The following is a 25,001-nucleotide window of genomic DNA, read 5'->3' as shown; positions in this document are numbered from 1 at the left end:
TGCTCATAACCGGCCACCCCTCATAGCCGTGTAGCCACCACCGGCACCGCCCCGCACAGGCCGACCGAGACGAGGAGACGCCGATGCCCCCAGGCATCACGACCCTTGCCGCAGACGCACCCACGCTGTCTGCCGCGAACACCGGGTTCATGCTCATCTGTTCCGCCCTGGTGATGCTGATGACACCGGCCCTCGCCTTCTTCTACGGAGGCATGGTCCGGGTGAAGTCCACCCTCAACATGCTGATGATGAGCTTCATCAGCCTCGGGATCGTCACGATCCTGTGGGTGCTGTACGGCTTCAGCATCGCCTTCGGCACCGACTCCGGCTCCCTCATCGGGTGGTCGTCCGAGTACGTCGGCCTCAGCGGCATCGGCATCACCGAGCTCTGGGACGGCTACACCATCCCGGTGTACGTCTTCGCCGCCTTCCAGCTGATGTTCGCCATCATCACCCCCGCGCTGATCAGCGGCGCCCTCGCCGACCGCGTGAAGTTCACCGCCTGGGCGCTCTTCATCGCCCTCTGGGTCACCGTCGTCTACTTCCCCGTCGCCCACTGGGTCTGGGGCGCCGGCGGCTGGCTCTTCGAAATGGGCGTCATCGACTTCGCGGGCGGCACCGCCGTCCACATCAACGCCGGCGCCGCCGCGCTCGGCGTGATCCTCGTCATCGGCAAGCGCGTCGGCTTCAAGAAGGACCCGATGCGCCCGCACAGCCTCCCGCTGGTCATGCTCGGCGCCGGGCTGCTCTGGTTCGGCTGGTTCGGCTTCAACGCCGGCTCCTGGCTCGGCAACGACGACGGCGTCGGCGCCGTCATGTTCCTCAACACCCAGGTCGCCACCGCCGCCGCCATGTGCGCCTGGCTCGCGTACGAGAAGATCCGCCACGGCGCCTTCACGACCCTCGGCGCCGCCTCCGGCGCGGTCGCCGGCCTCGTCGCCATCACCCCGGCGGGCGGCTCCTGTTCCCCGCTCGGCGCGATCGCCATCGGCGCCATCGCCGGTCTGCTCTGCGCCATGGCCGTCGGCCTGAAGTACAAGTTCGGCTACGACGACTCCCTCGACGTCATCGGCGTCCACCTCGTCGGCGGCGTGGCCGGCTCGCTGCTCGTCGGCTTCTTCGCCACCGGCGGCGTCCAGTCCGACGCCAAGGGCCTCCTCTACGGCGGCGGCCTGGAGCAGCTCGGCAAGCAGGCCGTCGGCGTCTTCGCCGTCCTCGCCTACTCCCTGATCGTCTCCGCGCTGCTCGCCTTCGTCATCGACAAGGTGATGGGCATGCGGGTCAGCGAGGATGACGAGGTCTCCGGCATCGACCGCGTCGAGCACGCCGAGACGGCGTACGACTTCAGCGGCGCCGGCGGCGGAACCGGCTCGCGCAAGCCCGCCCCGGCCACGGAGGCCCTTCCCGCGGTGGAGAACAAGAAGGTGGACAAGAAGGTGGACGCATGAAGCTGATCACGGCGGTCGTCAAACCGCACCGGCTCGACGAGATCAAGGAGGCCCTCCAGGCCTTCGGGGTCCAGGGACTGACGGTGACCGAGGCCAGCGGCTACGGCCGCCAGCGCGGCCACACCGAGGTCTACCGGGGCGCCGAGTACACCGTCGACCTCGTCCCCAAGATCCGCGTCGAGGTCCTCGTCGAGGACGACGACGCCGAACAGCTCATCGACGTCATCGTCAAGGCCGCCCGCACCGGCAAGATCGGCGATGGGAAGGTCTGGAGCGTCCCCGTCGACACCGCCGTCCGGGTCCGCACCGGCGAACGCGGCCCCGACGCCCTGTAGAACACGCCTTCCAAGGAGCCCTGGGTGACGAGCACCGACCTGAAAGCCGACGACTCGGGACCCAGCGGCTACGCGGCGGCCCGGCTGCACCTCCTGACCCAGGAGGCGCGGTCCGGGCCGCCGCGCCGCGCCGCCCTCTCCCGTCTCACCGACGACTGGCTGACGGCCCTGTTCGCCCCGGCGGCCCCCGCGCGCGGCGTGGCGCTCGTCGCCGTCGGCGGGTACGGGCGCGGCGAGCTCTCCCCGCGCAGCGACCTCGACCTGCTCCTCCTCCACGACGGCACCGCCGACCCCGCCGCCATCGCCGCGCTCGCCGACCGGATCTGGTACCCCGTCTGGGACCTCGGCCTCGCCCTCGACCACTCCGTACGCACCCTCACCGAGGCCCGCAAGACCGCCGCCGAGGACCTCAAGGTCCAGCTCGGCCTCCTCGACGCCCGCCACCTCGCCGGCGACCTCGGCCTCGTCACCGCCCTGCGCACCGCCGTCCTCGCCGACTGGCGCAACCAGGCCCCCAAACGCCTCCCCGAACTCGACGCGCTCTGCCGCGAGCGCGCCGAACGCCAGGGCGAGCTGCAGTTCCTCCTCGAACCCGACCTCAAGGAGGCCCGCGGCGGACTGCGCGACGCCACCGCCCTGCGCGCCGTCGCCGCCTCCTGGCTCGCCGACGCCCCCCGCGAAGGGCTCGCCGAAGCCCGCCGCACCCTCCTCGACACCCGCGACGCCCTCCACCTCGTCACCGGACGCGCCACCGACCGGCTCGCCCTCCAGGAGCAGACGCAGGTCGCCGCCGCCCTCGGCCTGCCCGACGCCGACGCCCTGCTCCGCAGCGTCTACGAAGCCGCCCGCACCCTCTCGTACGCGGGCGACGTCACCTGGCGCGAGGTCAACCGCGTCCTGCGCGCCCGGGCCGTACGCCCCCGGCTGCGCGCCCTCCTCGGACGGCAGCCCGCCGTGCGCTCCCCGCTCGCCGAGGGCGTCGTCGAGATGGACGGCGAGGCCGTCCTCGCCCGCACCGCCCGCCCCGAACGCGACCCGGCCCTGCCGCTGCGCGCCGCCGCGGCGGCCGCCCAGGCGGACCTGCCCCTCTCCCCGTACGCCGTACGCCGCCTGGCCGCCGCCGGCAAGCCGCTGCCGGTGCCCTGGCCCGCCGAGGCCCGCGAGGCGCTCGTCACCCTGCTCGGCGCGGGGGAGTCCACCGTGCCCGTCTGGGAGGCCCTGGAGGCGGAGGGCGTCATCAGCCGCCTGCTGCCCGAATGGGAGCACGTGCGCTGCCGCCCGCAGCGCAACCCCGTCCACACCTGGACCGTCGACCGGCACCTCGTCGAGACCGCCGTACGCGCCTCCGCCATGGCCCGCCGCGTCGGGCGCCCCGACCTCCTGCTGGTCGCCGCCCTCCTCCACGACATCGGCAAGGGCCTGCCCGGCGACCACTCGGTCGTGGGCGAGCCCCTCGCCCGCGACATCGCCGCTCGCATCGGCTTCGACCCCCACGACACCGCCGTCGTCGCCACCCTCGTACGCCACCACCTCCTGCTCGTCGAGACCGCCACCCGCCGCGACCTCGACGACCCCGCGACCGTCGACTCCGTCGCCGCGGCCGTCGGCTCCGCGTCCACGCTGGAGCTCCTGCACGCCCTCACCGAGGCCGACGCGCTCGCCACCGGCCCGGCCGCCTGGTCCTCCTGGCGCGCCTCCCTCGTCGCGGACCTGGTCAAGCGGGTCGCCGGCGCCCTCGCGGGGGAGGCACCCCCGGCCCCGGAACCCGCCGCGCCCGGCGCCGAGGAGGAACGCCTCGCCGTGGAGGCCCTGCGCACCGGGGAACCCGTCCTCACACTGCACGCCGACGGCCCGGCCGACGGCGACGCACCCGAACCCGTCGGCGTCGAGTTGCTCATCGCCCTCCCCGACCGGCCGGGCGTCCTGCCCGCCGTGGCCGGCGTCCTCGCCCTGCACCGCCTCACCGTCCGCTCCGCCGACCTCCGCGCGATCGACCTGCCGACGGAGCTCGGCGGCGGCGGGGCGGTCCTCGTACTGAACTGGCGCGTCGCCGCCGAGTACGGCTCCCTGCCGCAGGCCGCCCGGCTGCGCGCGGACCTCGTCCGCGTCCTGGACGGCTCCCTCGACATCCGCTCCCGCCTCGCCGAACGCGAGGCCGCCTACCCCCGCCGCCACGGCGCCGCGGCCCCGCCACCGCGCGTCACGGTCGCCCCGGCCGGCTCCGCGCTGGCCACGGTCATCGAGGTCCGCGCCCACGACGCCCCGGGCCTGCTGCACCGCATCGGGCGGGCGCTGGAGTCGGCGGCGGTACGGGTGCGCAGCGCGCACGTCTCGACGCTGGGGGCGAACGCGGTGGACGCCTTCTACGTCACGGACGCCGCCGGCGCCCCGCTGGCCCCCGAGGAGGCGGCGGAAGTGGCACGCACCCTGGAAGCAGCACTGCGGGCATGACGGGGCTGCTGCGGATCGGCTCAAGCCCGATACCCTTGGGTTCGACTGTCCGCCCGCCCCCTACACCCGAGGATCCGCGACCGCCGTGTTCGATACCCTCTCCGACCGCCTTGCAGCGACTTTCAAGAACCTCCGAGGCAAGGGCCGCCTCAGCGAGGCGGACATCGACGCCACGGCACGTGAGATCCGTATCGCGCTGCTCGAGGCCGACGTGGCCCTGCCCGTCGTGCGGGCCTTCATCAAGCAGATCAAGGAGCGGGCCCTCGGCGCGGAGGTCTCGCAGGCGCTGAACCCCGCCCAGCAGGTCATCAAGATCGTCAACGAGGAGCTCATCGGCATCCTCGGTGGCGAGACCCGCCGGCTGCGGTTCGCCAAGAACCCGCCCACCGTGATCATGCTCGCGGGTCTCCAGGGTGCCGGTAAGACCACCCTCGCCGGAAAGCTCGGCCTCTGGCTCAAGGGCCAGGGCCACTCGCCGCTGCTCGTCGCGTGTGACCTCCAGCGGCCGAACGCCGTCAACCAGCTCGCCGTCGTCGCCGAGCGCGCGGGTGTCGCCGTGTACGCGCCCGAGCCGGGCAACGGCGTCGGTGACCCGGTGCAGGTCGCCAAGGACTCGATCGACTATGCGAAGACCAAGCTCCACGACATCGTCATCGTCGACACCGCGGGGCGCCTCGGTATCGACCAGGAGCTGATGCAGCAGGCCGCGGACATCCGCGACGCGGTCTCGCCCGACGAGGTCCTCTTCGTCGTCGACGCCATGATCGGTCAGGACGCGGTCAACACCGCCGAGGCCTTCCGCGACGGCGTCGGCTTCGACGGCGTCGTGCTGTCCAAGCTCGACGGCGACGCCCGCGGTGGTGCCGCCCTGTCGATCGCGCACGTCACCGGCCGCCAGATCATGTTCGCCTCCAACGGCGAGAAGCTGGACGACTTCGACGCGTTCCACCCGGACCGCATGGCGTCCCGCATCCTCGGCATGGGTGACGTCCTCTCGCTGATCGAGAAGGCCGAGCAGACCTTCAGCCAGGAAGAGGCCGCCAAGATGGCCTCCAAGCTGGCGAGCAGCAAGGGCAAGGACTTCACCCTCGACGACTTCCTGGCCCAGATGGAGCAGGTCCGGAAGATGGGCTCCATCTCCAAGCTGCTCGGCATGCTGCCGGGCATGGCGCAGATGCGGGACCAGATCAACAACATCGACGAGCGGGACGTCGACCGCACGGCCGCGATCATCAAGTCGATGACGCCCGGCGAGCGCCAGGACCCGACGATCATCAACGGCTCGCGCCGCGCCCGTATCGCCAAGGGCTCCGGTGTCGACGTCAGCGCGGTGAAGAACCTGGTGGAGCGGTTCTTCGAGGCCCGCAAGATGATGTCCCGGATGGCGCAGGGCGGCGGGATGCCGGGCATGCCGGGGATCCCCGGCATGGGCGGCGGCCCCGGCCGTCAGAAGAAGCAGCAGAAGCAGGCCAAGGGCAAGCGCAAGAGCGGCAACCCGATGAAGCGGAAGGCCGAGGAGGCGGCCGAGGCCGCCCGCCGCGAGCAGGCGGCCCAGCAGGGCAACGCCTTCGGCCTGCCGGCCGGCCAGCCGGGCAAGGACTTCGAGCTCCCCGACGAGTTCAAGAAGTTCATGGGCTGATCACGGTCTGACGGCCGCGTACGAGGCTGAGCGCAAGGGGCGTCCACCAGGTGGTGGGCGCCCCTTCGGTCTCTTCGCCGTACGCCCACCACGGCGCGCGGCGCCCGTAATGCCGCTTTCACGGCGGTCTCGCATGATGGCAACGTGGCCAATTCCGTACCCCCACGCGACCGCACCGACCAGCCCTGGCGCTCCGAGGGCGCGCCTCCGCCACCGCCGCCGCGCCGGAAGATGCCCGGCGGGTGGATCGCGCTCATCCTCGCCGCGGTGGCCGTGTTCGTCCTCACCAACCTCGCCCTGTCGTACTTCGGCGACGGCGACGGGAAGACCATCTCGTACACCGAGTTCAGCCGGCAGGTCACCGACGGCAAGGTCACCAAGATCTACTCCAAGGGTGACGCCATCGAGGGCGAGCTGGAGAACGGCCAGCGGTTCACCACCCAGCGGCCCGCCTTCGCCGACGACGGACTCTGGTCCGAGCTGACCAAGCAGAAGGTCACGGTGACCGCCGAGCCGGTGGTCGAAAGGCCCAGCTTCGTCGCCAACCTGCTGCTCTCACTCGCGCCGATCCTCCTCCTGGTCCTGTTGTGGGTGTTCATCTCGCGGCGGATGAGCGCCGGGCTGGGCGGTGCCGGGGGCATGCTCGGCCGCAAGGCGCCGCCGAAGCCGGTCGAGGTCACGGCCGGGCAGCGCACGACCTTCGCCGACGTGGCCGGCATCGACGAGGTCGAGGGGGAGCTCAACGACGTGGTCGACTTCCTGAAGAACCCGGACGCGTACTGGCGCATGGGCGCCAAGATGCCGCGCGGTGTGCTGCTCGCGGGCCCGCCGGGCACCGGCAAGACGCTCCTCGCGCGGGCGGTGGCCGGTGAGGCGGGGGTGCCGTTCTTCTCGGCGTCGGCCTCCGAGTTCATCGAGATGATCGTCGGCGTCGGCGCCTCGCGCGTACGGGAGCTGTTCAACGAGGCCCGCAAGGTCGCCCCCGCGATCATCTTCATCGACGAGATCGACACCATCGGGCGCGTACGCGGCGGCTCCGCCGCCATGGGCGGGCACGACGAGCGCGAGCAGACGCTGAACCAGATCCTCACCGAGATGGACGGCTTCTCCGGCTCCGAGGGCGTCATCGTCATCGCCGCCACCAACCGCGCCGACGTCCTCGACCCGGCCCTGACCCGGCCCGGCCGCTTCGACCGGATCGTCCACGTCAGCCCGCCCGACCGGGGCGGCCGCGAGGCGATCCTCCGGATCCACACCCGCGACATCCCGCTCGCCGAGGACGTCGACCTGGCCCGCGTCGCCCGTACGACCCCCGGCATGACCGGCGCCGAGCTGGCCAACCTCGCCAACGAGGCCGCCCTGATCGCGGTCAAGCGCCGCCGCCCGCGCGTCACCCAGACGGACCTCTCCGAGGCCCTGGAGAAGGTCCAGCTCGGCGCCGAGCGCGCGCTGGTCATGCCGCTGGAGGAGCGCCGCCGCACCGCGTACCACGAGAGCGGCCACGCGCTCCTCGGCATGCTCCAGCCCGGCGCGGACCCCGTCCGCAAGGTCACCATCGTGCCGCGCGGGCGCGCCCTCGGCGTGACCCTGTCGACGCCGGACGCCGACAAGTACGCGTACACCGAGGACTACCTGCGCGGCCGGATCATCGGCGCGCTGGGCGGGATGGCGGCCGAGCACGTCGTCTTCGGAGTCGTCACGACCGGCTCGGAGAGCGACCTGGAGCAGGTCACCAACATCGCCCGCGGCATGGCGGGCCGCTGGGGCATGAGCGACCGGGTCGGCCGGCTCAGCGCGATCCCGGGCGACGCGCAGCAGGCGTACGGGCTCTCCGCCGCGCCCGCGACCCTGGACGCGGTGGCCCACGAGATGCGCCGCATCGTCGACGAGTGCTACGAACACGCCTGCCGGCTCCTCCAGGAGCACCGCCCCAAGCTGGACGCGCTGGCGGCGGCGCTCCTGGAGAACGAGACGCTGGAGGAGGCCGAGGCCTACCGTGCGGCCGGCGTCCCCCGCCTCGCCAAGGCGCACGCGGAGGAGTGACGGCTCAGGGCGTCCTGGCCACCAGGTAGCGGAAGACGTTCGGCATCCACACCGTGCCGTCGGGCCGTACGTACGGGTGGAGGGCCTCGGTGACCTCCTTCTCGACGGTCGCCTGGTCGGAGGCCTCCACCGCCGCGTCGAACAGCCCCGTCGAGAACAGGCCGCGGACGGCGCTCTCGATGTCGGCGTACCCGAAGGGGCACGCCACCCGTCCCGAGCCGAACGGGTTCAGCCCGGCCCGCGCGGCCACGTCCTCCAGGTCGTCGCGGTTCGCCGGGCGCCAGCCGGCCCGCGTGCGCAGCCGCTCGGTGAGCCGTCCCGCGACCCGCAGCACGGTCGAGGTGGCGCAGCGCTCCGGCGGGCCCCAGCCCGCCAGCACCACGGCGCTGCCGCGCTCCGCCAGCCGTACGCCGCCGAGCAGGGCGGGGACCAGCCCTTCGGAGTCTCCGGCGGTGCAGCCGATCGGCTGGAAGGCGGTGATGAGGTTGTACGCCGGACGGGTGGGGTCCGCGGCCTCGTCGGGCCCGCCGTACAGGAGTCTGGTCTCGCCGCAGCCCGCGGAGTCCTGCGGGGCGTGCGCCCCCGCGTCGGGCAGCAGCCGCTTCCTGGCCAGCTCCACGCGCGCGTGGTCGGTGTCGCAGCCCGTGACCTGCGCGCCGCGGGAGGCGGCCATCAGCAAGGCGAGTCCCGAGCCGCAACCGAGACCCAGCAGCCGCGTCCCGGTGCCGACCTCCAGGTGCTGGTACACCGCTTCGTAGAGCGGGACGAGCATCCGCTCCTGGATCTCCGCCCAGTCGCGGGCTCGGCCGGGCCCGTCCGTCGCCGGAGGAGCCGAAGCCGGGTGGGGGTGGTGCTGGACGAGCATAGGTGTCATCGAAAGCGCCCCAATCCGCCGAGAGGTCCATCTGTGCGTCTGTGCCCTGATTGACAGCCCCCGTGTGCGTGCGCGCGCATTCCCCGACGCCCAGGGAACTCCGCATCCGCCCCCGGTGTCCAGGGGTCGGGACGCAATGCTTGCGTGCCCCGGGCGTGCGCCCCCGAGTCGGCACGAACTTCTCTCATAGTGGGGGCGGCGAGCGAATCCCGCCATGGCAACGGGCCGGTGCCGCGCGCCCCCGCGCGCCGGAGTACTGTCACACCGCGGCCGCCCTCCGCGAGCGCTCCGCGCCGGAGTGTGGGCGCGGGGGCGTGCGCGGCACTACGTACCACCTTGGTGCGAGCTGTGAGCCTTCTCCGTACATCGGCGCACTGGCCCTCGTCAGGACGCATCAACGGCAACTGACGGGTACGTGCAAATTATTTGGGATGCCCCGGAATGGAACCCACAGGCACTCCGGCTCGTTGTCACGACGTGAGCACGACACCACCTGTTCTCGCCGCAGAGCTGGCACAGGCGTGGGCCGACATTCAGCGGCACCACCCCGAGCTGCCCGATCTCGCCGCGCCCGAATCCCTGATCGGAGAGTCGTCGTCCGCCTGTGGCGCCGAGCTCTCGTTCGAACGACTGCTCCATGAGGCAGTCCACGGCATCGCCGCCGCCCGAGGAGTCCGCGACACCTCGCGCGCCGGCCGCTACCACAACCGCAGATTCCTGGCGATCGCCGAGGAGATGGGCCTCGACCACCCGGACGAGCCGCACCCGAGCAGCGGCTTCTCGCTGGTCACGCTCAGCCCCGAGGCCAAGCGCCGGTACCGTCCGACGATCGAGCGGCTCCAGCGCGCCCTGAAGGCGCACACGGCCGCCACGGCCGCCGACACCAAGCGCTCCTTCCGGGGGCCGGCCGCGCGCCACGGCTCCTCCGGCGGCGGGGTGCGGGTCAAGGCGGTCTGCGACTGCGGGCGGAACGTCCGCGTGGTCCCCTCCGTCCTCGCACAGGCGCCGATCGTCTGCGGCGGCTGCGGGAAGCCGTTCCGCATTCCCGAAGCGGTGGGCGCGGCGAGCTGACCCCGCGTGGTGTGGCACAATGGCTAGCTGTACTCGACAGTCGAACAGGACCCCTCTCTCCTCCGGCTGACGCGTCCATCGGGCACCCGAGTACCGCAACCCCACGTGGCATCTCGTTGTGCCCAACCACGTCAAGACCAGGAGACACCACACCCGTGGCAGTCAAGATCAAGCTGAAGCGTCTGGGCAAGATCCGTTCGCCTCACTACCGCATCGTCGTCGCCGACTCCCGTACCCGCCGTGACGGCCGGGCCATCGAGGAGATCGGCCTGTACCACCCGGTGCAGAACCCGTCGCGCATCGAGGTCGACTCGGAGCGTGCGCAGTACTGGCTGTCCGTCGGCGCCCAGCCGACCGAGCCGGTCCTCGCGATCCTGAAGCTCACCGGCGACTGGCAGAAGGTCAAGGGCCTGCCGGCCCCGGAGAAGCCGCTGCTCGCCCCGGCGACCAAGGAAGACAAGCGCGCCTCCTTCGACGCCTTCGCGAAGGCGCTCGAGGGCGACGAGGCGAAGGGTGAGGCCATCACCCCGAAGGCGAAGAAGGCCGACAAGAAGGCGGACGAGGCCGAGGCCGCGTCCACCGAGTCGACCGAGGCCTGAGCATGCTCGAGGAGGCTCTCGAGCACCTCGTGAAGGGCATTGTCGACAACCCCGACGACGTGCAGGTCGCCTCGCGCAACCTGCGCCGCGGGCGCGTGCTGGAGGTCCGGGTCCACCCCGACGACCTCGGCAAGGTGATCGGCCGCAACGGCCGCACCGCTCGCGCTCTGCGTACCGTCGTGGGGGCCCTCGGCGGTCGTGGCATCCGGGTCGACCTCGTCGACGTGGACCAGGTCCGCTGAACAAGTTGGCTGTTTTGCATTAGATGCACCGGCACGGGCCGGGGAGGGCTACGGCCCACCCCGGCCCGTGTTCGTGTGGTACGTCGCGTGTACGTCGTTTGGAGAGGTGAGCAGTGCAGCTGGTAGTCGCACGGATCGGCCGCGCCCACGGGATCAAGGGCGAGGTCACCGTCGAGGTGCGGACGGACGAGCCGGAGCTGCGGCTCGCGCCCGGCGCCGTACTGGCCACGGACCCGGCCTCCGCCGGACCGCTGACCATCGAGACCGGCCGGGTGCACAGCGGCCGGCTGCTGCTCCGCTTCGAGGGCGTACGGGACCGCAACGCCGCCGAGGCGCTGCGCAACACCCTGCTGATCGCCGAGGTGGACCCGGACGAGCGGCCGGAGGAGCCCGACGAGTACTACGACCACCAGCTCATCGACCTGGACGTCGTCCTCGCCGACGGCACGGAGGTCGGCCGGATCACCGAGATCTCGCACCTGCCGTCCCAGGACCTGTTCGTCGTGGAGCGGCCCGACGGCAGCGAGGTCATGATCCCGTTCGTCGAGGAGATCGTCACCGACATCGACCTCGCCGAGCAGAAGGCGGTCATCACCCCGCCGCCCGGCCTCATCGACGACCGGGCCGAGATCGCCTCGTCGCGCGACGCGGCCGAGCCCTCCGGCAAGGAGGACGGGGCCTGATGCGGCTCGACGTCGTCACGATCTTCCCCGAGTACCTGGACCCGCTGAACGTCTCGCTCGTCGGCAAGGCCCGTGCGCGCGGCGTCCTCGACGTCCACGTACACGACCTGCGCCAGTGGACGTACGACCGCCACCACACGGTCGACGACACCCCGTACGGCGGCGGCCCCGGCATGGTCATGAAGACCGACCCCTGGGGCGAAGCCCTGGACGACACGCTCGCCGCCGGGTACGAGGCGGGCGCCCACGGCCCCGCGCTGGTCGTGCCCACGCCCAGCGGGCGGCCCTTCACCCAGGAGCTCGCCGTTGAGCTGTCCGAGCGCCCCTGGCTGGTCTTCACGCCCGCCCGGTACGAGGGCATCGACCGGCGCGTGATCGACGAGTACGCCACCCGGATACCGGTGTACGAGGTCTCCATCGGCGACTACGTCCTGGCGGGCGGCGAGGCCGCCGTCCTGGTGGTCACTGAGGCCGTGGCCCGGCTGCTGCCCGGCGTCCTGGGCAACGCCGAGTCCCACCGCGACGACTCCTTCGCCCCCGGCGCCATGGCCAACCTCCTGGAAGGCCCCGTCTACACCAAGCCGCCCGAGTGGCGCGGGCGCGGCATCCCCGACGTCCTGCTCAGCGGCCACCACGGGAAGATTGCCCGCTGGCGGCGGGACGAGGCGCTGCGGCGGACCGCCCGGAACCGGCCCGAGCTCATCGAGCGGACCGACCCGGCCGCGTTCGACAAGAAGGACCGCGAGACGCTCTCCCTGCTGGGCTGGGCACCGGAGCCGGGTGGCCGATTTTGGCGCAGGCCCGGCGGCGTGGAAGAATAGGCGGCTGCTGTACGTCCGAGCGGCGCCCCTGCCACAGGGGGACACGCGCCGGCCCGACGGTACGGCTCTTCAACCCCATCTCTAGTTGCCGCTGATGACCTGTGGCATCAGCGAGGAAGCAGACAAACATGTCTCACGTGCTTGACGCCGTCAACGCCGCGTCCCTGCGGACCGATGTCCCGGCGTTCCGTCCCGGTGACACCGTGAACGTCCACGTTCGCGTCATCGAGGGCAACCGCTCCCGTATCCAGCAGTTCAAGGGTGTCGTCATCCGCCGCCAGGGCTCGGGCGTCTCCGAGACCTTCACGGTCCGCAAGGTCTCCTTCTCCGTCGGCGTCGAGCGCACCTTCCCGGTGCACAGCCCGATCTTCGAGAAGATCGAGCTCGTGACCCGCGGTGACGTCCGTCGCGCCAAGCTGTACTACCTCCGTGAGCTGCGCGGCAAGGCCGCGAAGATCAAGGAGAAGCGCGAGAACTGAGCCCCGGCTCAGCTCCGTCGTTCGGGCGTCCACAGGAGGGCCGGATAGCATCTGGCCCCGATGGACACCGAAGCACAGCACACCGAGCGCGGCTCCTCCTCCGATACGGGGGAGGGGTCGCGCTCCGTGCGTTCCGGCGGGCGCGAGGGGCGCGGCGGGTCCCCGTGGCGGACGCCCGGGCTGATCGGCGTCGCCTGCGCCGTGTTCCTGCTGCTGTTCAGCCACTTCGTGGTGCAGCCCTTCCAGATCCCCAGCAGCTCCATGGAACCCACCCTCCAGGTCGGGGACCGGGTGCTGGTGAACAAGTTGGCGTACCGTTTCGGTTCCGAGCCCCAGCGCGGGGACGTGGTCGTCTTCGACGGCACCGGGTCCTTCGTACGCGAGGCACCGGAGGAGAACCCGCTCACGGCGCTGCTGCACGCGGCGGGGGCGGCCCTCGGCCTGACCGAGCCCGCCGAGACCGACTACGTGAAGCGCGTGGTCGGCGTGGGGGGCGACCGCGTGAAGTGCTGCGACAAGGGGGGAAGGGTCGAGGTGAACGGCGTACCGGTGAGCGAGGGGTATCTGCACCCCGGCGACGCACCCTCCCAGGTGCCCTTCGACATCGTCGTGCCGCAGGGCACCCTGTGGGTCATGGGCGACCACCGCAGCCAGTCGCGCGACTCCCGCGACCACCTCGGCGAACCGGGCGGCGGCGTGGTCCCGGTGGAGAAGGTGATCGGCCGCGCGGACTGGATCGGCTGGCCCTTCGGCCGATGGTCGTCGATCGAGCCGACCCCGGCCTTCCGCGACGTACCCGGCGCGGCGCATCCGGCGGGCGGGGGCCATGGGTAACCGGGCCAGGCGCGGCGGCCACCGGGCCGATACGCGGCTGCCCACCGGTTCCCGGCCCACGGACGGCGCCCGCGCCCTGCCCGGGCGCGCGGAGCGGCGCAAGCTCGCCCGGCGCGTGAAGCGGCGCAGGCGCAGGTCGGCGGTGAAGGAGATACCGCTCCTCATCACCGTGGCGCTGGTCATCGCCCTCGTACTGAAGACCTTCCTGGTGCAGGCCTTCGTGATCCCTTCGGGATCGATGGAGCAGACGATCCGGATCGACGACCGGGTGCTGGTCGACAAGCTCACGCCCTGGTTCGGGTCCAAGCCGCAGCGCGGGGACGTCGTGGTCTTCAAGGACCCCGGCGGCTGGCTCCAGGAGGAGAACGCTCCGAAGAAGGACGACCCGGTCGTCGTCAAGCAGGTCAAGCAGGCCCTCACCTTCATCGGGCTGCTCCCGTCCGACGACGAGCAGGACCTGATCAAGCGGGTCGTCGCGGTCGGCGGGGACAACGTCAAGTGCTGCGACGCGGACGGCCGCGTCACCGTCAACGGCGTACCGCTGAACGAGCCGTACCTGCACCCCGGAAACGTTCCCTCGACCATCACGTTCGACGTGAAGGTCCCGGAGGGACGGCTGTTCGTGCTGGGTGACCACCGCTCCAACTCGGCGGACTCGCGGTTCCACCTGGACGAGGCGTTCCAGGGCACGGTGTCGGAGGAGGAGGTGGTGGGGACGGCGTTCGTCATCGCCTGGCCGTTCGACCACTGGCGCCGGCTGGAGGAGCCGGGGACGTTCGCCTCCGTCCCGGACGGGCGGGGTCCGGGCGTCCCCGGAGGCTTGGCGGACTCGGGGTAGTGGGGGAGCCGGGCGGACTCGGGGGACTCGCGGGGCGGGACTGCGATGTCGCTCGGCGCTTCGCATAGTGTGGTCCTCTCAGATTCTGAACGGAACGAACGGAACCATCCGGCTCCCGAGCCCTGCGGAACTCCCGCTCGTTATGGGAGTGGTGGGCCCACCCCTGCTGTGGGGCGGGCGGTTGCACGGAGTGAGGAGTGGATGTGGGGGATTTGGCGGTCGGCGCACGATCCGGACACGACGGGCCGGAGGAGAGGCCGGAGCAGCCCTCCGCGTCCTCTGCCGCAGGGCCTTCCGGGTCGGGCGGGGAGCCCTCCCCCGGAACCGGGCGCGCTGAGGGCCCCCCGGCGGACGCGGCGCACGCGGACGGCGGCACGGGTGACGACGGGCCGAAGAAGCCCCGCTCCTTCTGGAAGGAGCTGCCCCTGCTGATCGGTATCGCGCTGCTGCTGGCGCTGCTGATCAAGACCTTCCTGGTGCAGGCCTTCTCGATCCCGTCCGACTCGATGATGAACACGCTGCAGCGCGGCGACCGGGTCCTGGTCGACAAGCTCACCCCGTGGTTCGGCTCGGAGCCCGAGCGCGGCGAGGTCGTCGTCTTCCACGACCCGGGCGGCTGGCTGGAGGGCGAACCGACGCCGGAGCCGAACATCCTCCAGGAGTTCCTCAGCTTCATCGGGCTGATGCCCTCCTCGGAGGAGAAGGACCTGATCAAGCGGGTCATCGCGGTCGGCGGCGACACGGTGGAGTGCAAGAAGGGCGGCAAGGTCATCCTCAACGGCAAGCCGCTCGACGAGACGGCGTACATCGCGCCCGGCTCCACGCCGTGCGACGACGAGCCGTTCGGGCCGATCAAGGTGCCCCAGGACCGCATCTGGGTGATGGGCGACAACCGGCAGAACTCGCTGGACTCCCGCTACCACCAGGAGCTGCCCGGCAACGGCACCGTCGCCACCGAGCGGGTCGTCGGGCGGGCGATCGTGGTGGCCTGGCCGCTCGACCGCTGGTCCACGCTGCCGGTGCCGGACACCTTCGAGCAGCCGGGCCTGAGCGCGGCCGCCGCGGCGGCCGTCGGTCCGGGTGCCCTCGGGCTCGCGGGCGCGCTGCCGGTCGTGCTGTGGCGCAGGAAGCGGCGTACCGCCGCCTGAGGCGTACGGCCCGAGGCGTACCGCCTGGTAGGGCACCGCGGGTAGGGTTCCGTCCCAGATCGTCGATCTCCGAACGTGGGGAGCGCTGGGATGAGCCGAACGCGACGTGAGCGAACGGACGACGGCCGCGGCCGTCTCGGCAGTGTGCTGTCGGGACTGGTCGTGGCCGTCGGCTGTGTGCTCTTCCTCGGCGGATTCGCCTGGGGAGCGGTCCAGTACCAGCCGTACACCGTGCCGACGGACTCCATGTCGCCGACCGTCACCGCCGGGGACCGGGTGCTGGCGCAGCGGATCGACGGCGCCGAGGTGCGGCGCGGTGACGTCGTGGTCTTCACCGACTCGACGTGGGGCGATCTGCCGATGGTCAAGCGGGTGGTCGGCGTCGGCGGCGACAAGGTGGCCTGCTGCGGGGCGGACGGCCGGCTGACCGTGAACGGCACGTCGATTGAAGAACCGTATCTGCGGTCGCAGGCGGCCGCCTCGTCGCCGTTCTCCGTGACCGTGCCCGAGGGGCGGCTCTTCCTGCTCGGCGACGAGCGCATGGGCTCGCAGGACTCGCGCGTACACCTCCAGGACGCCGCCCGGGGGTCGGTGCCGCGCAGCGCGGTGAGCGCCCGGGTGGACGCGGTGGCGTGGCCGGCCGAAGGCATGGTGGAGCGGCCGCGGGCGTTCGCCGCGCTCCCCGGGGGTGTGTCACGACCGGGGCCGGTGGTGCTGGTGGTGGGCGCGGTGGTGGCCGGCGCGGTGCTGATCCTCGCCGGTGCGGCGTACGGGCCGGTCGCGGGGCTGCTGTCGCGGCGCCGGACCCGGGCGGGGGCGGTCGCCCGTGGGTGAGGCCGCACGCAGGGTCGCGCGGGTCGTGCTGCTCGACCCCGACGACCGGATTCTGCTGCTGCACGGGTACGAGCCGGACGACCCCGCCGTGACCTGGTGGTTCACACCGGGGGGCGGCGTGGAGGGCGACGAGAGCCGCGAGGAGGCCGCCCTGCGGGAGCTGGCCGAGGAGACCGGGCTCACGGACGTGGAGCTGGGGCCGGTGGTGTGGCAGCGGTTCTGCTCCTTCCCGTTCGCCGGGCGGCGCTGGGACCAGGACGAGTGGTACTACCTCGCCCGTACGCGGCGGCCGGCGGCGGCGGTGGCCCTGGCGGACCCGACGGAGCTGGAGGCGCGCAGTGTCACGGGGCTGAGGTGGTGGACCTCCGCCGAACTGTCGGCGGCCCGTGAGACGGTGTACCCGACACGACTCGCCGAGCTGCTGCGCACGCTGCTCGTCGAGGGGCCCCCGAGTGCGCCGGTGGTCCTGGCTCCGGAAATCGTCTAGGGGTGCAGGTGACTGGCGCACAATGGGGGGACGCACGGCTGAAGGGGAACATGCCATGAGCGCCGAGGACCTCGAGAAGTACGAGACCGAGATGGAGCTGAAGCTCTACCGGGAGTACCGCGATGTCGTCGGTCTGTTCAAATACGTGATCGAGACCGAGCGTCGCTTCTACCTCACCAACGACTACGAGATGCAGGTGCACTCGGTGCAGGGCGAGGTGTTCTTCGAAGTGTCGATGGCGGACGCGTGGGTCTGGGACATGTACCGGCCGGCGCGGTTCGTCAAGCAGGTACGGGTGTTGACGTTCAAGGACGTGAACATCGAGGAGCTCAACAAGAGCGATCTGGAGCTGCCCGGCAGCTGAGTCCCGGGACCCCGGCTCACCGGTGTGGGTGAGCAGGTTGTCCACAAGCGTTCGGTTATCCACCAAGATCCAATAGTCCGGCGCCGACCCGTCACAGTCGGTGCCGGAGGTGGTGCCGAATGAACGCGACGGGGGCACTGGGCGCGTACGGCGAAGAGCTGGCGGTGCGCCGGCTGAGCGAGTCCGGGATGGCCGTGCTCGCACGGAACTGGCGGTGCGGACGGACCGGGGAGATCGACATCGTCGCCCGGGACGGCGACACGGTGGTCGTCTGCGAGGTCAAGACCCGCAGGGCGGGCGACTACCAGCACCCCATGGCGGCGCTCACGCCCGCCAAGGCGGACCGCCTCAGACGGCTCGCCGCCTGCTGGCTGGACCGGCACGGCGGCCCGCCGCCCGGCGGGCTACGCATCGACCTGATCGGCGTGCTGCTGCCCCGGCGCGGCGCCCCCGTGGTCGAGCACGCACGGGGGGTGGCCTGACATGGGCTTCGCGCGTACGTGCTCGGTGGCGCTGGTCGGCGTCGAGGGGGTCGTGGTCGAGGTCCAGGCGGACCTGGAGCCCGGCGTGGCGGCGTTCACGCTGGTCGGACTGCCCGACAAGAGCCTCTCGGAGAGCCGCGACCGGGTGCGGGCGGCCATCGTCAACTCCGGCGCCGAGTGGCCCCAGAAGAAGCTCACGGTCGGGCTCAGCCCGGCCTCCGTACCCAAGAGCGGTTCCGGCTTCGACCTGGCCGTCGCCGCCGCGGTGCTCGGCGCCGCCGAGCGCATCGACCCCCGGACCATCGCCGACCTCGTCCTCATCGGCGAGCTGGGCCTTGACGGCCGGGTCAGACCCGTACGCGGCGTCCTGCCGGCTGTGCTCGCCGCCGCCGAGGCCGGCTACCGGCAGGTCGTCGTACCGGAGCGGACCGCCGGGGAGGCCGCGCTGGTCCCGGGCGTCTCGGTCCTCGGCGTGCGCACCCTGCGCCAGCTCATCGCCGTGCTCGCGGACGAGCCGGTGCCCGAGGAGGACCCCGACGAGGAGGGGCGGCCCGACGCCATGCTCGCCGGGCTCCTGGTACCCGGCGCCGGGGTCGGCACGGGGCTCGCCCCCGACCCGGCCGACGCCCCCGACCTCGCGGACGTCGCCGGACAGCGGGCCGCGCGCCTGGCCCTGGAGGCCGCGGCGGCCGGCGGGCACCACCTGCTGCTCTCCGGGCCACCGGGCGCGGGCAAGACCATGCTCGCCGAGCGGCTGACCGGCGTGCTGCCGCCGCTGACCCGGCAGGAGTCCCTGGAGGTGACCGCCGTCCACTCGGTGGCCGGCATCCTCCCGCCCGGCGAGCCGCTGGTGCGCAGGGCGCCGTACTGCGCCCCGCACCACTCGGCGACGATGCAGTCCCTCGTGGGCGGCGGCAACGGGCTGCCGAGACCGGGCGCGGTCTCGCTCGCACACCGCGGGGTGCTCTTTTTGGACGAGGCACCGGAGTTCTCCGGCAAGGCGCTCGACGCGCTGCGCCAGCCGCTGGAGTCGGGGCACGTGGTGGTCGCCCGCAGCGCGGGCGTGGTGCGGCTGCCCGCGCGGTTCCTGATGGTGCTCGCCGCCAACCCCTGCCCGTGCGGACGGCACACCCTGCAAGGGGCCGGCTGCGAGTGCCCGCCCTCGGTGATCCGCCGCTACCAGGCGCGGCTGTCCGGGCCGCTGCTCGACCGCGTCGACCTGCGCGTGCAGGTCGCCCCGGTCGGCCGCGCCGACCTGATGGGGCAGGGCGGCCGCGGGGAGCCCAGCGCGGCGGTCGCCGCGCGGGTGCTGGAGGCCCGGGCGCGCGCCGCCGCCCGCCTGGACCGCACCCCGTGGACCGTCAACTCCGAGGTGCCCGGCCACGAACTGCGCACGCGCTGGCGCGTCGCGCCCGGAGCGCTCGACGCGGCGGAGCGGGACGTCGAGCGCGGCCTGCTCACCGCACGGGGCCTGGACCGGGTGCTCAGGGTCGCCTGGACCCTCGCCGACCTGGCGGGCCGCGACCGGCCGGGGGCGGGCGACGTCGCCCTGGCGCTGGAGCTGCGCACCGGCATCGCCCGGGGTGTGCCGGTGGAGGCGGGGGCGGCGCCGTGAGCACCACGAACGGGGCGGAGAGCGGGGGCGGCGGCGTGGGGGACGAGGAGCGGCTGGCGCGGGCCGCGCTGACGCGGGTCCTGGAGCCGGGCGACGAGCACGGCGGGCGCTGGCTGCGGGAGCTCGGGCCCCGGGAGCTGCTCGCCCGGCTGACCTGGGAGCCGTACCGGCGCGGAGCCCTCGGCGGCGTGACCGAGCGGCGGTTCCAGGGCCTGCGGATACGGGCCGCCGGCGCCGAACCCGAGCGGGACCTGGCGGCGGTGGACGCCGTCGGCGGGCGGTTCGTCGTGCCCGGCGACGCGGAGTGGCCCCGTCAGCTCGACGACCTCGGGGACGCCCGGCCCGTGGGGCTCTGGGTGCGCGGGCGGGCCGGGCTGCGCCCCTGGGCGCTGCGCTCCGTCGCCGTGGTCGGCGCGCGGGCGTGTACGCCGTACGGGGCGCACATGGCCGCGAGCCTCGCCTCCGGGCTCGCCGAGCGCGGCTGGGTGGTCGTCTCGGGCGCCGCCTTCGGCGTCGACGGGGCCGCGCACCGCGGCGCGCTCGCCGTGGACGGCGCCACCGTCGCCGTCCTCGCCTGCGGCGTCGACGTCCCCTACCCGCGCGGCCACGCCGGCCTGATCGGGCGCATCGCCGAACAGGGCCTCGTCATCGGCGAGTTGCCACCCGGCGCGCATCCGACACGCAGCCGCTTCATCCTCCGCAACCGGGTCATCGCCGCGCTGACCCGCGGCACGGTCGTCGTCGAGGCCGAGTACCGCAGCGGGTCGCTCGTCACCGCGCGCAGCGCGCAGCGGCTCGGCCGGTACACGATGGGCGTGCCGGGGCCCGCCACCAGCGGGCTGTCGGCGGGCGTGCACGAACTGCTGCGCGGCGAGGCCGTCCTCGTCACCGACGCCGCCGAAGTGGCCGAACTCGTCGGGGACATCGGCGAGCTCGCGCCCGCCCGGCGCGGGCCCGTACTGCCGCGCGACCTGCTCGGCCCGGTGAGCGCCCGCGTACTCGAAGCCCTCCCGCCGCGCGGCACGCCCGTCACCGCGCGGGACGCGGCGCGCGGCGCCGGCACCGGCGTTGACGAAACCCTCGGCAGCCTGTACGAACTCCACTCCCTCGGTTACGTCGAACGCCACGGCCAGGGCTGGCAGTTGACCGCGGAGGCCACGCGCCGCCCGAACACCCGGCGAGGCGGTGCTTGACCTGCAGCATTCGGGTGAAAAGGTGATGCCGATGACGTCCGTAGCGCTCCCGGAACCGCCCGAGGGGCCGGTGCGTGCGCCGACGGCCCCGTCGGCCCCCCTCGTGGCTGCCGACGTTTTCGAAGCGTGCGGACTATTCGAAGATGCGGCCGACGGCACGCCCCCGAGGAGGCATGATGCGCATCCCTTAGCTCACCGCGACCGGTCAGTCACGCTACGCTCACCAGAATTACCCCTTCCGCTATTCGGCCCTCCTTCGTTCCCCCGTCCCCCCACACACCCAGAACGGCTCAAGGCGACGCATGCCCCAGCACACCTCCGGGTCCGACCGCGCAGCGGTGCCCCCCGCTGCACGGGGTGCCGTGCGCCCGCCCGCTCCCTCGTCACTCGAGGAGCTGTGGCGGTCGTACAAGGACACGGGCGACGAGCGGCTGCGGGAACAGCTGATCCTGCACTACTCGCCGTTGGTGAAGTACGTGGCCGGGCGGGTCAGCGTGGGCCTGCCGTCCAACGTGGAGCAGGCGGACTTCTTCTCCTCCGGGGTGTTCGGGCTGATCGACGCGATCGAGAAGTTCGACATCGGTCGGTCGATCAAGTTCGAGACGTACGCGATCACCCGGATCCGGGGCGCGATGATCGACGAGCTGCGGGCGCTGGACTGGATCCCCCGGTCGGTGCGGCAGAAGGCGCGGGCCGTGGAGCGCGCGTACGCCACGCTGGAGGCGCAGCTGCGGCGCACTCCCTCCGAGAGCGAGGTCGCCGCCGAGATGGGCATCGCGCTGGAGGAACTGCACGCGGTTTTCAGCCAGTTGTCGCTGGCGAACGTCGTCGCCCTGGAGGAGCTGCTGCACGTCGGCGGTGAGGGCGGCGACCGGCTCAGCCTGATGGACACGCTGGAGGACACCGCGGCGGACGACCCCGTCGAGGTCGCCGAGGACCGCGAGCTGCGGCGGCTGCTCGCCCGGGCGATCAACACGCTGCCCGAGCGGGAGAAGACCGTGGTGACCCTGTACTACTACGAGGGGCTGACCCTCGCCGAGATCGGCAACGTGCTCGGCGTCACCGAGAGCCGGGTCAGCCAGATCCACACCAAGTCCGTGCTCCAGCTGCGGGCCAAGCTGGCGGACGTCGGCCGCTGAGCCGCCGATCTCTCACGCCGAGGTCGAACGGACGGCCGTAAACCGTAAAGTGGAGCCGTGCCCAGGATTCGAGCGGCCTCCGTGGCCGAGCACCGGACCATGCAGCGCGGCGCCCTGCTGGACGCCGCGCGTTCCCTGCTGTCCGAGGGCGGTACGGAGGCGCTGACCTTCCCCGCCCTCGCCGAGCGCACCGGCCTGGCCCGGTCCTCCGTGTACGAGTACTTCCGCTCGCGCGCCGCCGTGGTGGAGGAGCTGTGCGCGGTGGACTTCCCCGTGTGGGCGGCGGAGGTCGAGGCGGCGATGGAGCGGGCGGACACGCCCGAGGGCAAGGTCGAGGCGTACGTCCGCAAGCAGCTGGAGCTGGTCGGGGACCGGCGCCACCGGGCCGTCGTCGCGATCTCGGCCGGCGAACTGGACGACGGCGCACGCGAGAAGATCCGCGCCGCGCACGGCGGGCTCATCGCCATGATCGTCGAGGCGCTCGGGGAGCTGGGGCAGGAGCAGCCCCGGCTGACGGCGATGCTGCTGCAGGGCATGGTCGACGCGGCGGTCCGCCGCATCGAGCTCGGCGCGGCCGAGGAGCCGTCGTCCATCGCCGAGGCGGCGGTGGCGCTGGCCCTGCGGGGCGTGGGCGGCACCGCGAGCTGACCGCCGCGCCGCCGGACCCCCACCCGGCCGGTACGCCGCGCCCGCCGGGCCCCCGCACAGCCGGTACGCCGCGCCCGCCGGGCGGCCTGCCGGGCGGGCGCGCCGCCGAGGAGCCTCACGGGCCCGTCAGCGGCAGCAGCCGCGACGGCCGGCGCGGCACCAGCGCCAGGGGGTTCAGGTACGTGTCGCCCCGGCGCAGGCTCCAGTGGAGGCAGGTCGGGGCGCAGTGGGGCCGCACGGCGGTCAGGACCGCCACCACCTGGCCCTTCGCGACCTCGGCGCCCGCGCGGACCAGGGGCTCGACCGGTTCGTACGACGTACGCAGGGGCGGCCCCGGGCTCGGGTGCGTGATCGTCAGGACGCCGCGGCCCGCCACCGGCCCCGCGAACGTGACCCGGCCGGCGGCCGCCGCGCGGACCGGGGTGCCGGGTGCGGCGCCCAGGTCCACGCCCCGATGGCCGGGGCCGTACCGGGAGGCGGGCGGCTCCCAGCCGCGGACGACCGGTGGTCGCGGCGGCCCCACCGGCCAGGTGCCCGCCGAGCCGGGCGGGACGGCCGAGCCGGGCGGGACCGGCGGGACCGGCGGGACGGTCGAGCCCGTCAGGGCGGTCGCGAGCGTGAGCAGCAGAGTGATCAGGCGCATGGGGCGACTGTGGGGCACCGGAGCCGCGCCCGCCGGGGGCTGTGGATTCCGAAGGTCTTGTGGACAGCGCCGTCACCCGGCGGTGCCCGGGTCCCGTACACTTCTTCTGGCGACCCGGGCCACCGGGTCGACTTCGCACGCCCCGCCACCGCCCTCAAAAGTCGTGGTAGCGCTCTTCGGTCCCTTGTGGCAGCAGCGCGTCGGGGCGTCAGGACACAACCGAGATTCCAAGGAGATACGGCCATGGCCGTCGTCACGATGCGGGAGCTGCTGGAGAGCGGCGTCCACTTCGGTCACCAGACCCGTCGCTGGAACCCGAAGATGAAGCGCTTCATCTTCACCGAGCGCAACGGCATCTACATCATCGACCTGCTCCAGTCGCTGTCGTACATCGACCGCGCCTACGAGTTCGTCAAGGAGACCGTCGCGCACGGCGGCTCCATCATGTTCGTGGGTACCAAGAAGCAGGCCCAGGAGGCCATCGCCGAGCAGGCGACCCGCGTCGGCATGCCGTACGTCAACCAGCGCTGGCTCGGTGGCATGCTCACCAACTTCTCCACCGTCTACAAGCGCCTTCAGCGTCTGAAGGAGCTCGAGGCGATTGACTTCGAGGACGTCGCCGCGTCCGGTCTGACCAAGAAGGAGCTTCTCGTGCTCTCGCGCGAGAAGGCCAAGCTGGAGAAGACCCTCGGCGGTATCCGCGAGATGCAGAAGGTGCCGAGCGCCGTCTGGATCGTCGACACCAAGAAGGAGCACATCGCCGTCGGTGAGGCGCGCAAGCTCCACATCCCGGTCGTCGCGATCCTCGACACCAACTGCGACCCCGACGAGGTCGACTACAAGATCCCGGGCAACGACGACGCGATCCGCTCCGTCACCCTGCTCACCCGCGTGATCGCCGACGCCGTCGCCGAGGGCCTCATCGCCCGCTCCGGCGCCGCCACCGGCGACCAGAAGCCGGGCGACAAGGCCGCCGGCGAGCCGCTGGCCGAGTGGGAGCGCGACCTGCTCGAGGGCGACAAGAAGGAGGCCTCCGAGGAGGCTCCCGAGGCCGCCGAGAAGCCGGCCGAGGCCGCTGCCGAGGCTCCGGCCGCCGAGGCCCCCGAGGCCGCTGCCGAGGCTCCGGCCGCGGACGCCGAGCAGGCCTGACCTTTCAAGGTTCGGATGACGGCGGGGGCGCGCGTTGCCCCCGCCGTCCACCCGTAGATCTTCGTAGATCTTCCAGACTTCGAGAGAGATTCACAGATCATGGCGAACTACACCGCCGCTGACGTCAAGAAGCTCCGCGAGCTCACCGGCGCCGGCATGATGGACTGCAAGAAGGCGCTCGACGAGTCCGACGGCAACGTCGACAAGGCCGTCGAGGCCCTGCGCATCAAGGGCCAGAAGGGCGTCGCCAAGCGCGAGGGCCGCTCCGCCGAGAACGGCGCCGTCGTCTCCCTCATCGCCGGCGACAACACCTCCGGTGTCCTCGTCGAGCTGAAGTGCGAGACGGACTTCGTCGCCAAGGGTGACAAGTTCCAGGCCGTCGCCAACGCGATCGCCGAGCACGTCGCCAAGACCTCCCCGGCCGACATCGAGGCGCTCCTCGCCTCCGAGATCGAGCCCGGCAAGACCGTCCAGGCGTACGTCGACGAGGCCAACGCCAACCTCGGCGAGAAGATCGTCCTGGACCGCTTCGCGCAGTTCGGCGACGGCTTCGTCACCGCGTACATGCACCGCACCATGCCCGACCTGCCCCCGCAGATCGGCGTCCTCGTCGAGCTCGACAAGGAGAACGCCGAGGTCGCGAAGGGTATCGCGCAGCACATCGCCGCGTTCGCCCCGAAGTACCTCTCCAAGGACGACGTCCCGGCCGAGGTCGTCGAGGCCGAGCGTCGCGTCGCCGAGGAGACCACCCGCGCCGAGGGCAAGCCGGAGGCCGCGCTCCCGAAGATCGTCGAGGGTCGCCTCAACGGCTTCTTCAAGGACGCCACCCTCCTGGGCCAGCCGTACGCGCTGGACAACAAGAAGTCCGTCCAGAAGGTCCTGGACGAGGCCGGTGTCACCCTGAAGCGCTTCGCCCGCATCAAGGTCGGCATCTGAGCCGGT

The 25,001-nt window shown here is 72.5% G+C and carries 25 protein-coding genes and 1 pseudogene; 24 read left to right on the top strand and 2 right to left on the bottom strand.

The window, feature by feature from the left end; all coding sequences use genetic code 11:
* Window positions 1-83 precede the first annotated feature (83 nt).
* The 5 genes from AC07FJ_RS09655 (at window position 84) to ftsH (ending at window position 7,916) form a co-directional block, all read left to right on the top strand.
* Window positions 84-1,448, top strand: a complete 1,365-nt coding sequence (locus AC07FJ_RS09655) for an ammonium transporter (RefSeq protein ID WP_479047146.1) — start codon at window positions 84-86, stop codon at window positions 1,446-1,448.
* Window positions 1,445-1,783, top strand: a complete 339-nt coding sequence (locus tag AC07FJ_RS09650) for a P-II family nitrogen regulator (RefSeq protein ID WP_468285289.1) — start codon at window positions 1,445-1,447, stop codon at window positions 1,781-1,783. Before AC07FJ_RS09655 ends, AC07FJ_RS09650 begins: the two co-directional genes overlap by 4 nt.
* 24 nt (window positions 1,784-1,807) lie before the next feature.
* Complete coding sequence (locus AC07FJ_RS09645; protein ID WP_479047144.1) at window positions 1,808-4,234, top strand: [protein-PII] uridylyltransferase; 2,427 nt, start codon at window positions 1,808-1,810, stop codon at window positions 4,232-4,234.
* Between the two features lie 85 nt (window positions 4,235-4,319).
* On the top strand, window positions 4,320-5,873 hold the full coding sequence (gene ffh, locus AC07FJ_RS09640; RefSeq protein ID WP_479047142.1) for a signal recognition particle protein: 1,554 nt from the start codon (window positions 4,320-4,322) through the stop codon (window positions 5,871-5,873).
* Window positions 5,874-6,017: 144 nt separating this feature from the next.
* On the top strand, window positions 6,018-7,916 hold the full coding sequence (gene ftsH, locus AC07FJ_RS09635; RefSeq protein ID WP_479047140.1) for an ATP-dependent zinc metalloprotease FtsH: 1,899 nt from the start codon (window positions 6,018-6,020) through the stop codon (window positions 7,914-7,916).
* A gap of 4 nt (window positions 7,917-7,920) precedes the next feature.
* On the opposite strand, the gene AC07FJ_RS09630 is transcribed toward ftsH, so the two are convergent.
* On the bottom strand, window positions 7,921-8,790 hold the full coding sequence (locus AC07FJ_RS09630; protein WP_479047137.1) for a methyltransferase domain-containing protein: 870 nt from the start codon (window positions 8,788-8,790) through the stop codon (window positions 7,921-7,923).
* A gap of 441 nt (window positions 8,791-9,231) precedes the next feature.
* Here AC07FJ_RS09630 and AC07FJ_RS09625 point away from each other — a divergent pair, with 441 nt between their 5' ends.
* The 17 genes and pseudogenes from AC07FJ_RS09625 to AC07FJ_RS09545 all read left to right on the top strand — a co-directional run bounded on the left by AC07FJ_RS09625 (window position 9,232) and on the right by AC07FJ_RS09545 (window position 22,267).
* The gene (locus AC07FJ_RS09625; protein ID WP_361428076.1) at window positions 9,232-9,861 is read left to right on the top strand and encodes a hypothetical protein; all 630 of its coding nucleotides are present in this window, start codon (window positions 9,232-9,234) and stop codon (window positions 9,859-9,861) included.
* A gap of 155 nt (window positions 9,862-10,016) precedes the next feature.
* Window positions 10,017-10,460, top strand: a complete 444-nt coding sequence (gene rpsP, locus AC07FJ_RS09620) for a 30S ribosomal protein S16 (protein ID WP_031074686.1) — start codon at window positions 10,017-10,019, stop codon at window positions 10,458-10,460.
* Between the two features lie 2 nt (window positions 10,461-10,462).
* Window positions 10,463-10,702 carry an RNA-binding protein gene (locus tag AC07FJ_RS09615; RefSeq protein ID WP_030267150.1) on the top strand — a complete coding sequence of 80 codons (240 nt, stop codon included), beginning with the start codon at window positions 10,463-10,465 and terminating at the stop codon, window positions 10,700-10,702.
* A gap of 113 nt (window positions 10,703-10,815) precedes the next feature.
* Window positions 10,816-11,385, top strand: a complete 570-nt coding sequence (gene rimM / locus AC07FJ_RS09610) for a ribosome maturation factor RimM (protein WP_361428072.1) — start codon at window positions 10,816-10,818, stop codon at window positions 11,383-11,385.
* On the top strand, window positions 11,385-12,206 hold the full coding sequence (trmD, locus tag AC07FJ_RS09605; RefSeq protein WP_479047134.1) for a tRNA (guanosine(37)-N1)-methyltransferase TrmD: 822 nt from the start codon (window positions 11,385-11,387) through the stop codon (window positions 12,204-12,206). Before rimM ends, trmD begins: the two co-directional genes overlap by 1 nt.
* A gap of 128 nt (window positions 12,207-12,334) precedes the next feature.
* Window positions 12,335-12,685 carry a 50S ribosomal protein L19 gene (gene rplS / locus AC07FJ_RS09600; RefSeq protein ID WP_023586326.1) on the top strand — a complete coding sequence of 117 codons (351 nt, stop codon included), beginning with the start codon at window positions 12,335-12,337 and terminating at the stop codon, window positions 12,683-12,685.
* A gap of 60 nt (window positions 12,686-12,745) precedes the next feature.
* Entirely contained in the window at window positions 12,746-13,519 is a 774-nt protein-coding gene (lepB, locus tag AC07FJ_RS09595) for a signal peptidase I (protein WP_479047131.1), read from the top strand.
* A pseudogene (gene lepB / locus AC07FJ_RS09590) lies at window positions 13,512-14,664 on the top strand (signal peptidase I); the annotation flags it as partial. The gene lepB (AC07FJ_RS09595) and the pseudogene lepB (AC07FJ_RS09590), both read left to right, overlap by 8 nt.
* Window positions 14,570-15,505 carry a signal peptidase I gene (lepB, locus tag AC07FJ_RS09585; RefSeq protein ID WP_479048282.1) on the top strand — a complete coding sequence of 312 codons (936 nt, stop codon included), beginning with the start codon at window positions 14,570-14,572 and terminating at the stop codon, window positions 15,503-15,505. The pseudogene lepB (AC07FJ_RS09590) and the gene lepB (AC07FJ_RS09585), both read left to right, overlap by 95 nt.
* A 90-nt stretch (window positions 15,506-15,595) precedes the next feature.
* Complete coding sequence (gene lepB / locus AC07FJ_RS09580) at window positions 15,596-16,339, top strand: signal peptidase I (RefSeq protein WP_479047129.1); 744 nt, start codon at window positions 15,596-15,598, stop codon at window positions 16,337-16,339.
* A complete protein-coding gene (locus tag AC07FJ_RS09575; RefSeq protein ID WP_479047126.1) occupies window positions 16,332-16,826 on the top strand; it encodes an NUDIX hydrolase in 495 nt (164 codons plus the stop codon). The genes lepB (AC07FJ_RS09580) and AC07FJ_RS09575 overlap by 8 nt, the downstream gene beginning before the upstream one ends.
* Window positions 16,827-16,881: 55 nt before the next feature.
* Window positions 16,882-17,190 (top strand): DUF2469 domain-containing protein, encoded by a 309-nt coding sequence (locus tag AC07FJ_RS09570; protein ID WP_005311352.1) that lies wholly within the window; start codon window positions 16,882-16,884, stop codon window positions 17,188-17,190.
* 119 nt (window positions 17,191-17,309) lie between these two features.
* Complete coding sequence (locus AC07FJ_RS09565; RefSeq protein ID WP_479047124.1) at window positions 17,310-17,672, top strand: YraN family protein; 363 nt, start codon at window positions 17,310-17,312, stop codon at window positions 17,670-17,672.
* 1 nt (window position 17,673) lies between these two features.
* A complete protein-coding gene (locus AC07FJ_RS09560) occupies window positions 17,674-19,287 on the top strand; it encodes a YifB family Mg chelatase-like AAA ATPase (RefSeq protein ID WP_479047122.1) in 1,614 nt (537 codons plus the stop codon).
* Window positions 19,284-20,480, top strand: coding sequence for a DNA-processing protein DprA (gene dprA, locus AC07FJ_RS09555; protein WP_479047119.1), 1,197 nt, complete (start codon window positions 19,284-19,286; stop codon window positions 20,478-20,480). Before AC07FJ_RS09560 ends, dprA begins: the two co-directional genes overlap by 4 nt.
* 302 nt (window positions 20,481-20,782) lie before the next feature.
* Window positions 20,783-21,619 carry an RNA polymerase sigma factor WhiG gene (gene whiG / locus AC07FJ_RS09550; RefSeq protein ID WP_361428052.1) on the top strand — a complete coding sequence of 279 codons (837 nt, stop codon included), beginning with the start codon at window positions 20,783-20,785 and terminating at the stop codon, window positions 21,617-21,619.
* An 81-nt stretch (window positions 21,620-21,700) separates the two neighbouring features.
* Window positions 21,701-22,267: a TetR/AcrR family transcriptional regulator gene (locus tag AC07FJ_RS09545; RefSeq protein ID WP_479048280.1), complete on the top strand. Its 567-nt coding sequence runs from the start codon at window positions 21,701-21,703 to the stop codon at window positions 22,265-22,267.
* A gap of 115 nt (window positions 22,268-22,382) precedes the next feature.
* Here AC07FJ_RS09545 and AC07FJ_RS09540 read toward each other — a convergent pair whose 3' ends face one another.
* A complete protein-coding gene (locus tag AC07FJ_RS09540) occupies window positions 22,383-22,910 on the bottom strand; it encodes a murein hydrolase activator EnvC family protein (protein WP_479047117.1) in 528 nt (175 codons plus the stop codon).
* Between the two features lie 243 nt (window positions 22,911-23,153).
* Here AC07FJ_RS09540 and rpsB point away from each other — a divergent pair, with 243 nt between their 5' ends.
* Window positions 23,154-24,059: a 30S ribosomal protein S2 gene (gene rpsB / locus AC07FJ_RS09535; protein ID WP_479047115.1), complete on the top strand. Its 906-nt coding sequence runs from the start codon at window positions 23,154-23,156 to the stop codon at window positions 24,057-24,059.
* 99 nt (window positions 24,060-24,158) lie between these two features.
* Entirely contained in the window at window positions 24,159-24,995 is an 837-nt protein-coding gene (tsf, locus tag AC07FJ_RS09530) for a translation elongation factor Ts (RefSeq protein ID WP_468285332.1), read from the top strand.
* The last annotated feature ends 6 nt before the right edge of the window (window positions 24,996-25,001 follow it).

The organism is Streptomyces sp. NPDC045998 (assembly GCF_056430285.1).
This window is presented reverse-complemented; position numbering and strand designations above follow the sequence as displayed.

Excerpts from the sequence above, each read along its gene's own strand:
- AC07FJ_RS09655 (WP_479047146.1), top strand. The coding sequence starts at position 84 with ATGCCCCCAGGCATCACGACCCTTGCCGCAGACGCACCCACGCTGTCT.
- AC07FJ_RS09650 (WP_468285289.1), top strand. The coding sequence starts at position 1,445 with ATGAAGCTGATCACGGCGGTCGTCAAACCGCACCGGCTCGACGAGATC.
- AC07FJ_RS09630 (WP_479047137.1), bottom strand. The coding sequence starts at position 8,790 with ATGACACCTATGCTCGTCCAGCACCACCCCCACCCGGCTTCGGCTCCT.
- AC07FJ_RS09625 (WP_361428076.1), top strand. The coding sequence starts at position 9,232 with ATGGAACCCACAGGCACTCCGGCTCGTTGTCACGACGTGAGCACGACA.
- AC07FJ_RS09615 (WP_030267150.1), top strand. The coding sequence starts at position 10,463 with ATGCTCGAGGAGGCTCTCGAGCACCTCGTGAAGGGCATTGTCGACAAC.
- trmD (WP_479047134.1), top strand. The coding sequence starts at position 11,385 with ATGCGGCTCGACGTCGTCACGATCTTCCCCGAGTACCTGGACCCGCTG.
- rplS (WP_023586326.1), top strand. The coding sequence starts at position 12,335 with ATGTCTCACGTGCTTGACGCCGTCAACGCCGCGTCCCTGCGGACCGAT.
- lepB (WP_479047131.1), top strand. The coding sequence starts at position 12,746 with ATGGACACCGAAGCACAGCACACCGAGCGCGGCTCCTCCTCCGATACG.
- lepB (WP_479047129.1), top strand. The coding sequence starts at position 15,596 with ATGAGCCGAACGCGACGTGAGCGAACGGACGACGGCCGCGGCCGTCTC.
- AC07FJ_RS09570 (WP_005311352.1), top strand. The coding sequence starts at position 16,882 with ATGAGCGCCGAGGACCTCGAGAAGTACGAGACCGAGATGGAGCTGAAG.
- AC07FJ_RS09565 (WP_479047124.1), top strand. The coding sequence starts at position 17,310 with ATGAACGCGACGGGGGCACTGGGCGCGTACGGCGAAGAGCTGGCGGTG.
- AC07FJ_RS09560 (WP_479047122.1), top strand. The coding sequence starts at position 17,674 with ATGGGCTTCGCGCGTACGTGCTCGGTGGCGCTGGTCGGCGTCGAGGGG.
- whiG (WP_361428052.1), top strand. The coding sequence starts at position 20,783 with ATGCCCCAGCACACCTCCGGGTCCGACCGCGCAGCGGTGCCCCCCGCT.
- AC07FJ_RS09540 (WP_479047117.1), bottom strand. The coding sequence starts at position 22,910 with ATGCGCCTGATCACTCTGCTGCTCACGCTCGCGACCGCCCTGACGGGC.
- rpsB (WP_479047115.1), top strand. The coding sequence starts at position 23,154 with ATGGCCGTCGTCACGATGCGGGAGCTGCTGGAGAGCGGCGTCCACTTC.
- tsf (WP_468285332.1), top strand. The coding sequence starts at position 24,159 with ATGGCGAACTACACCGCCGCTGACGTCAAGAAGCTCCGCGAGCTCACC.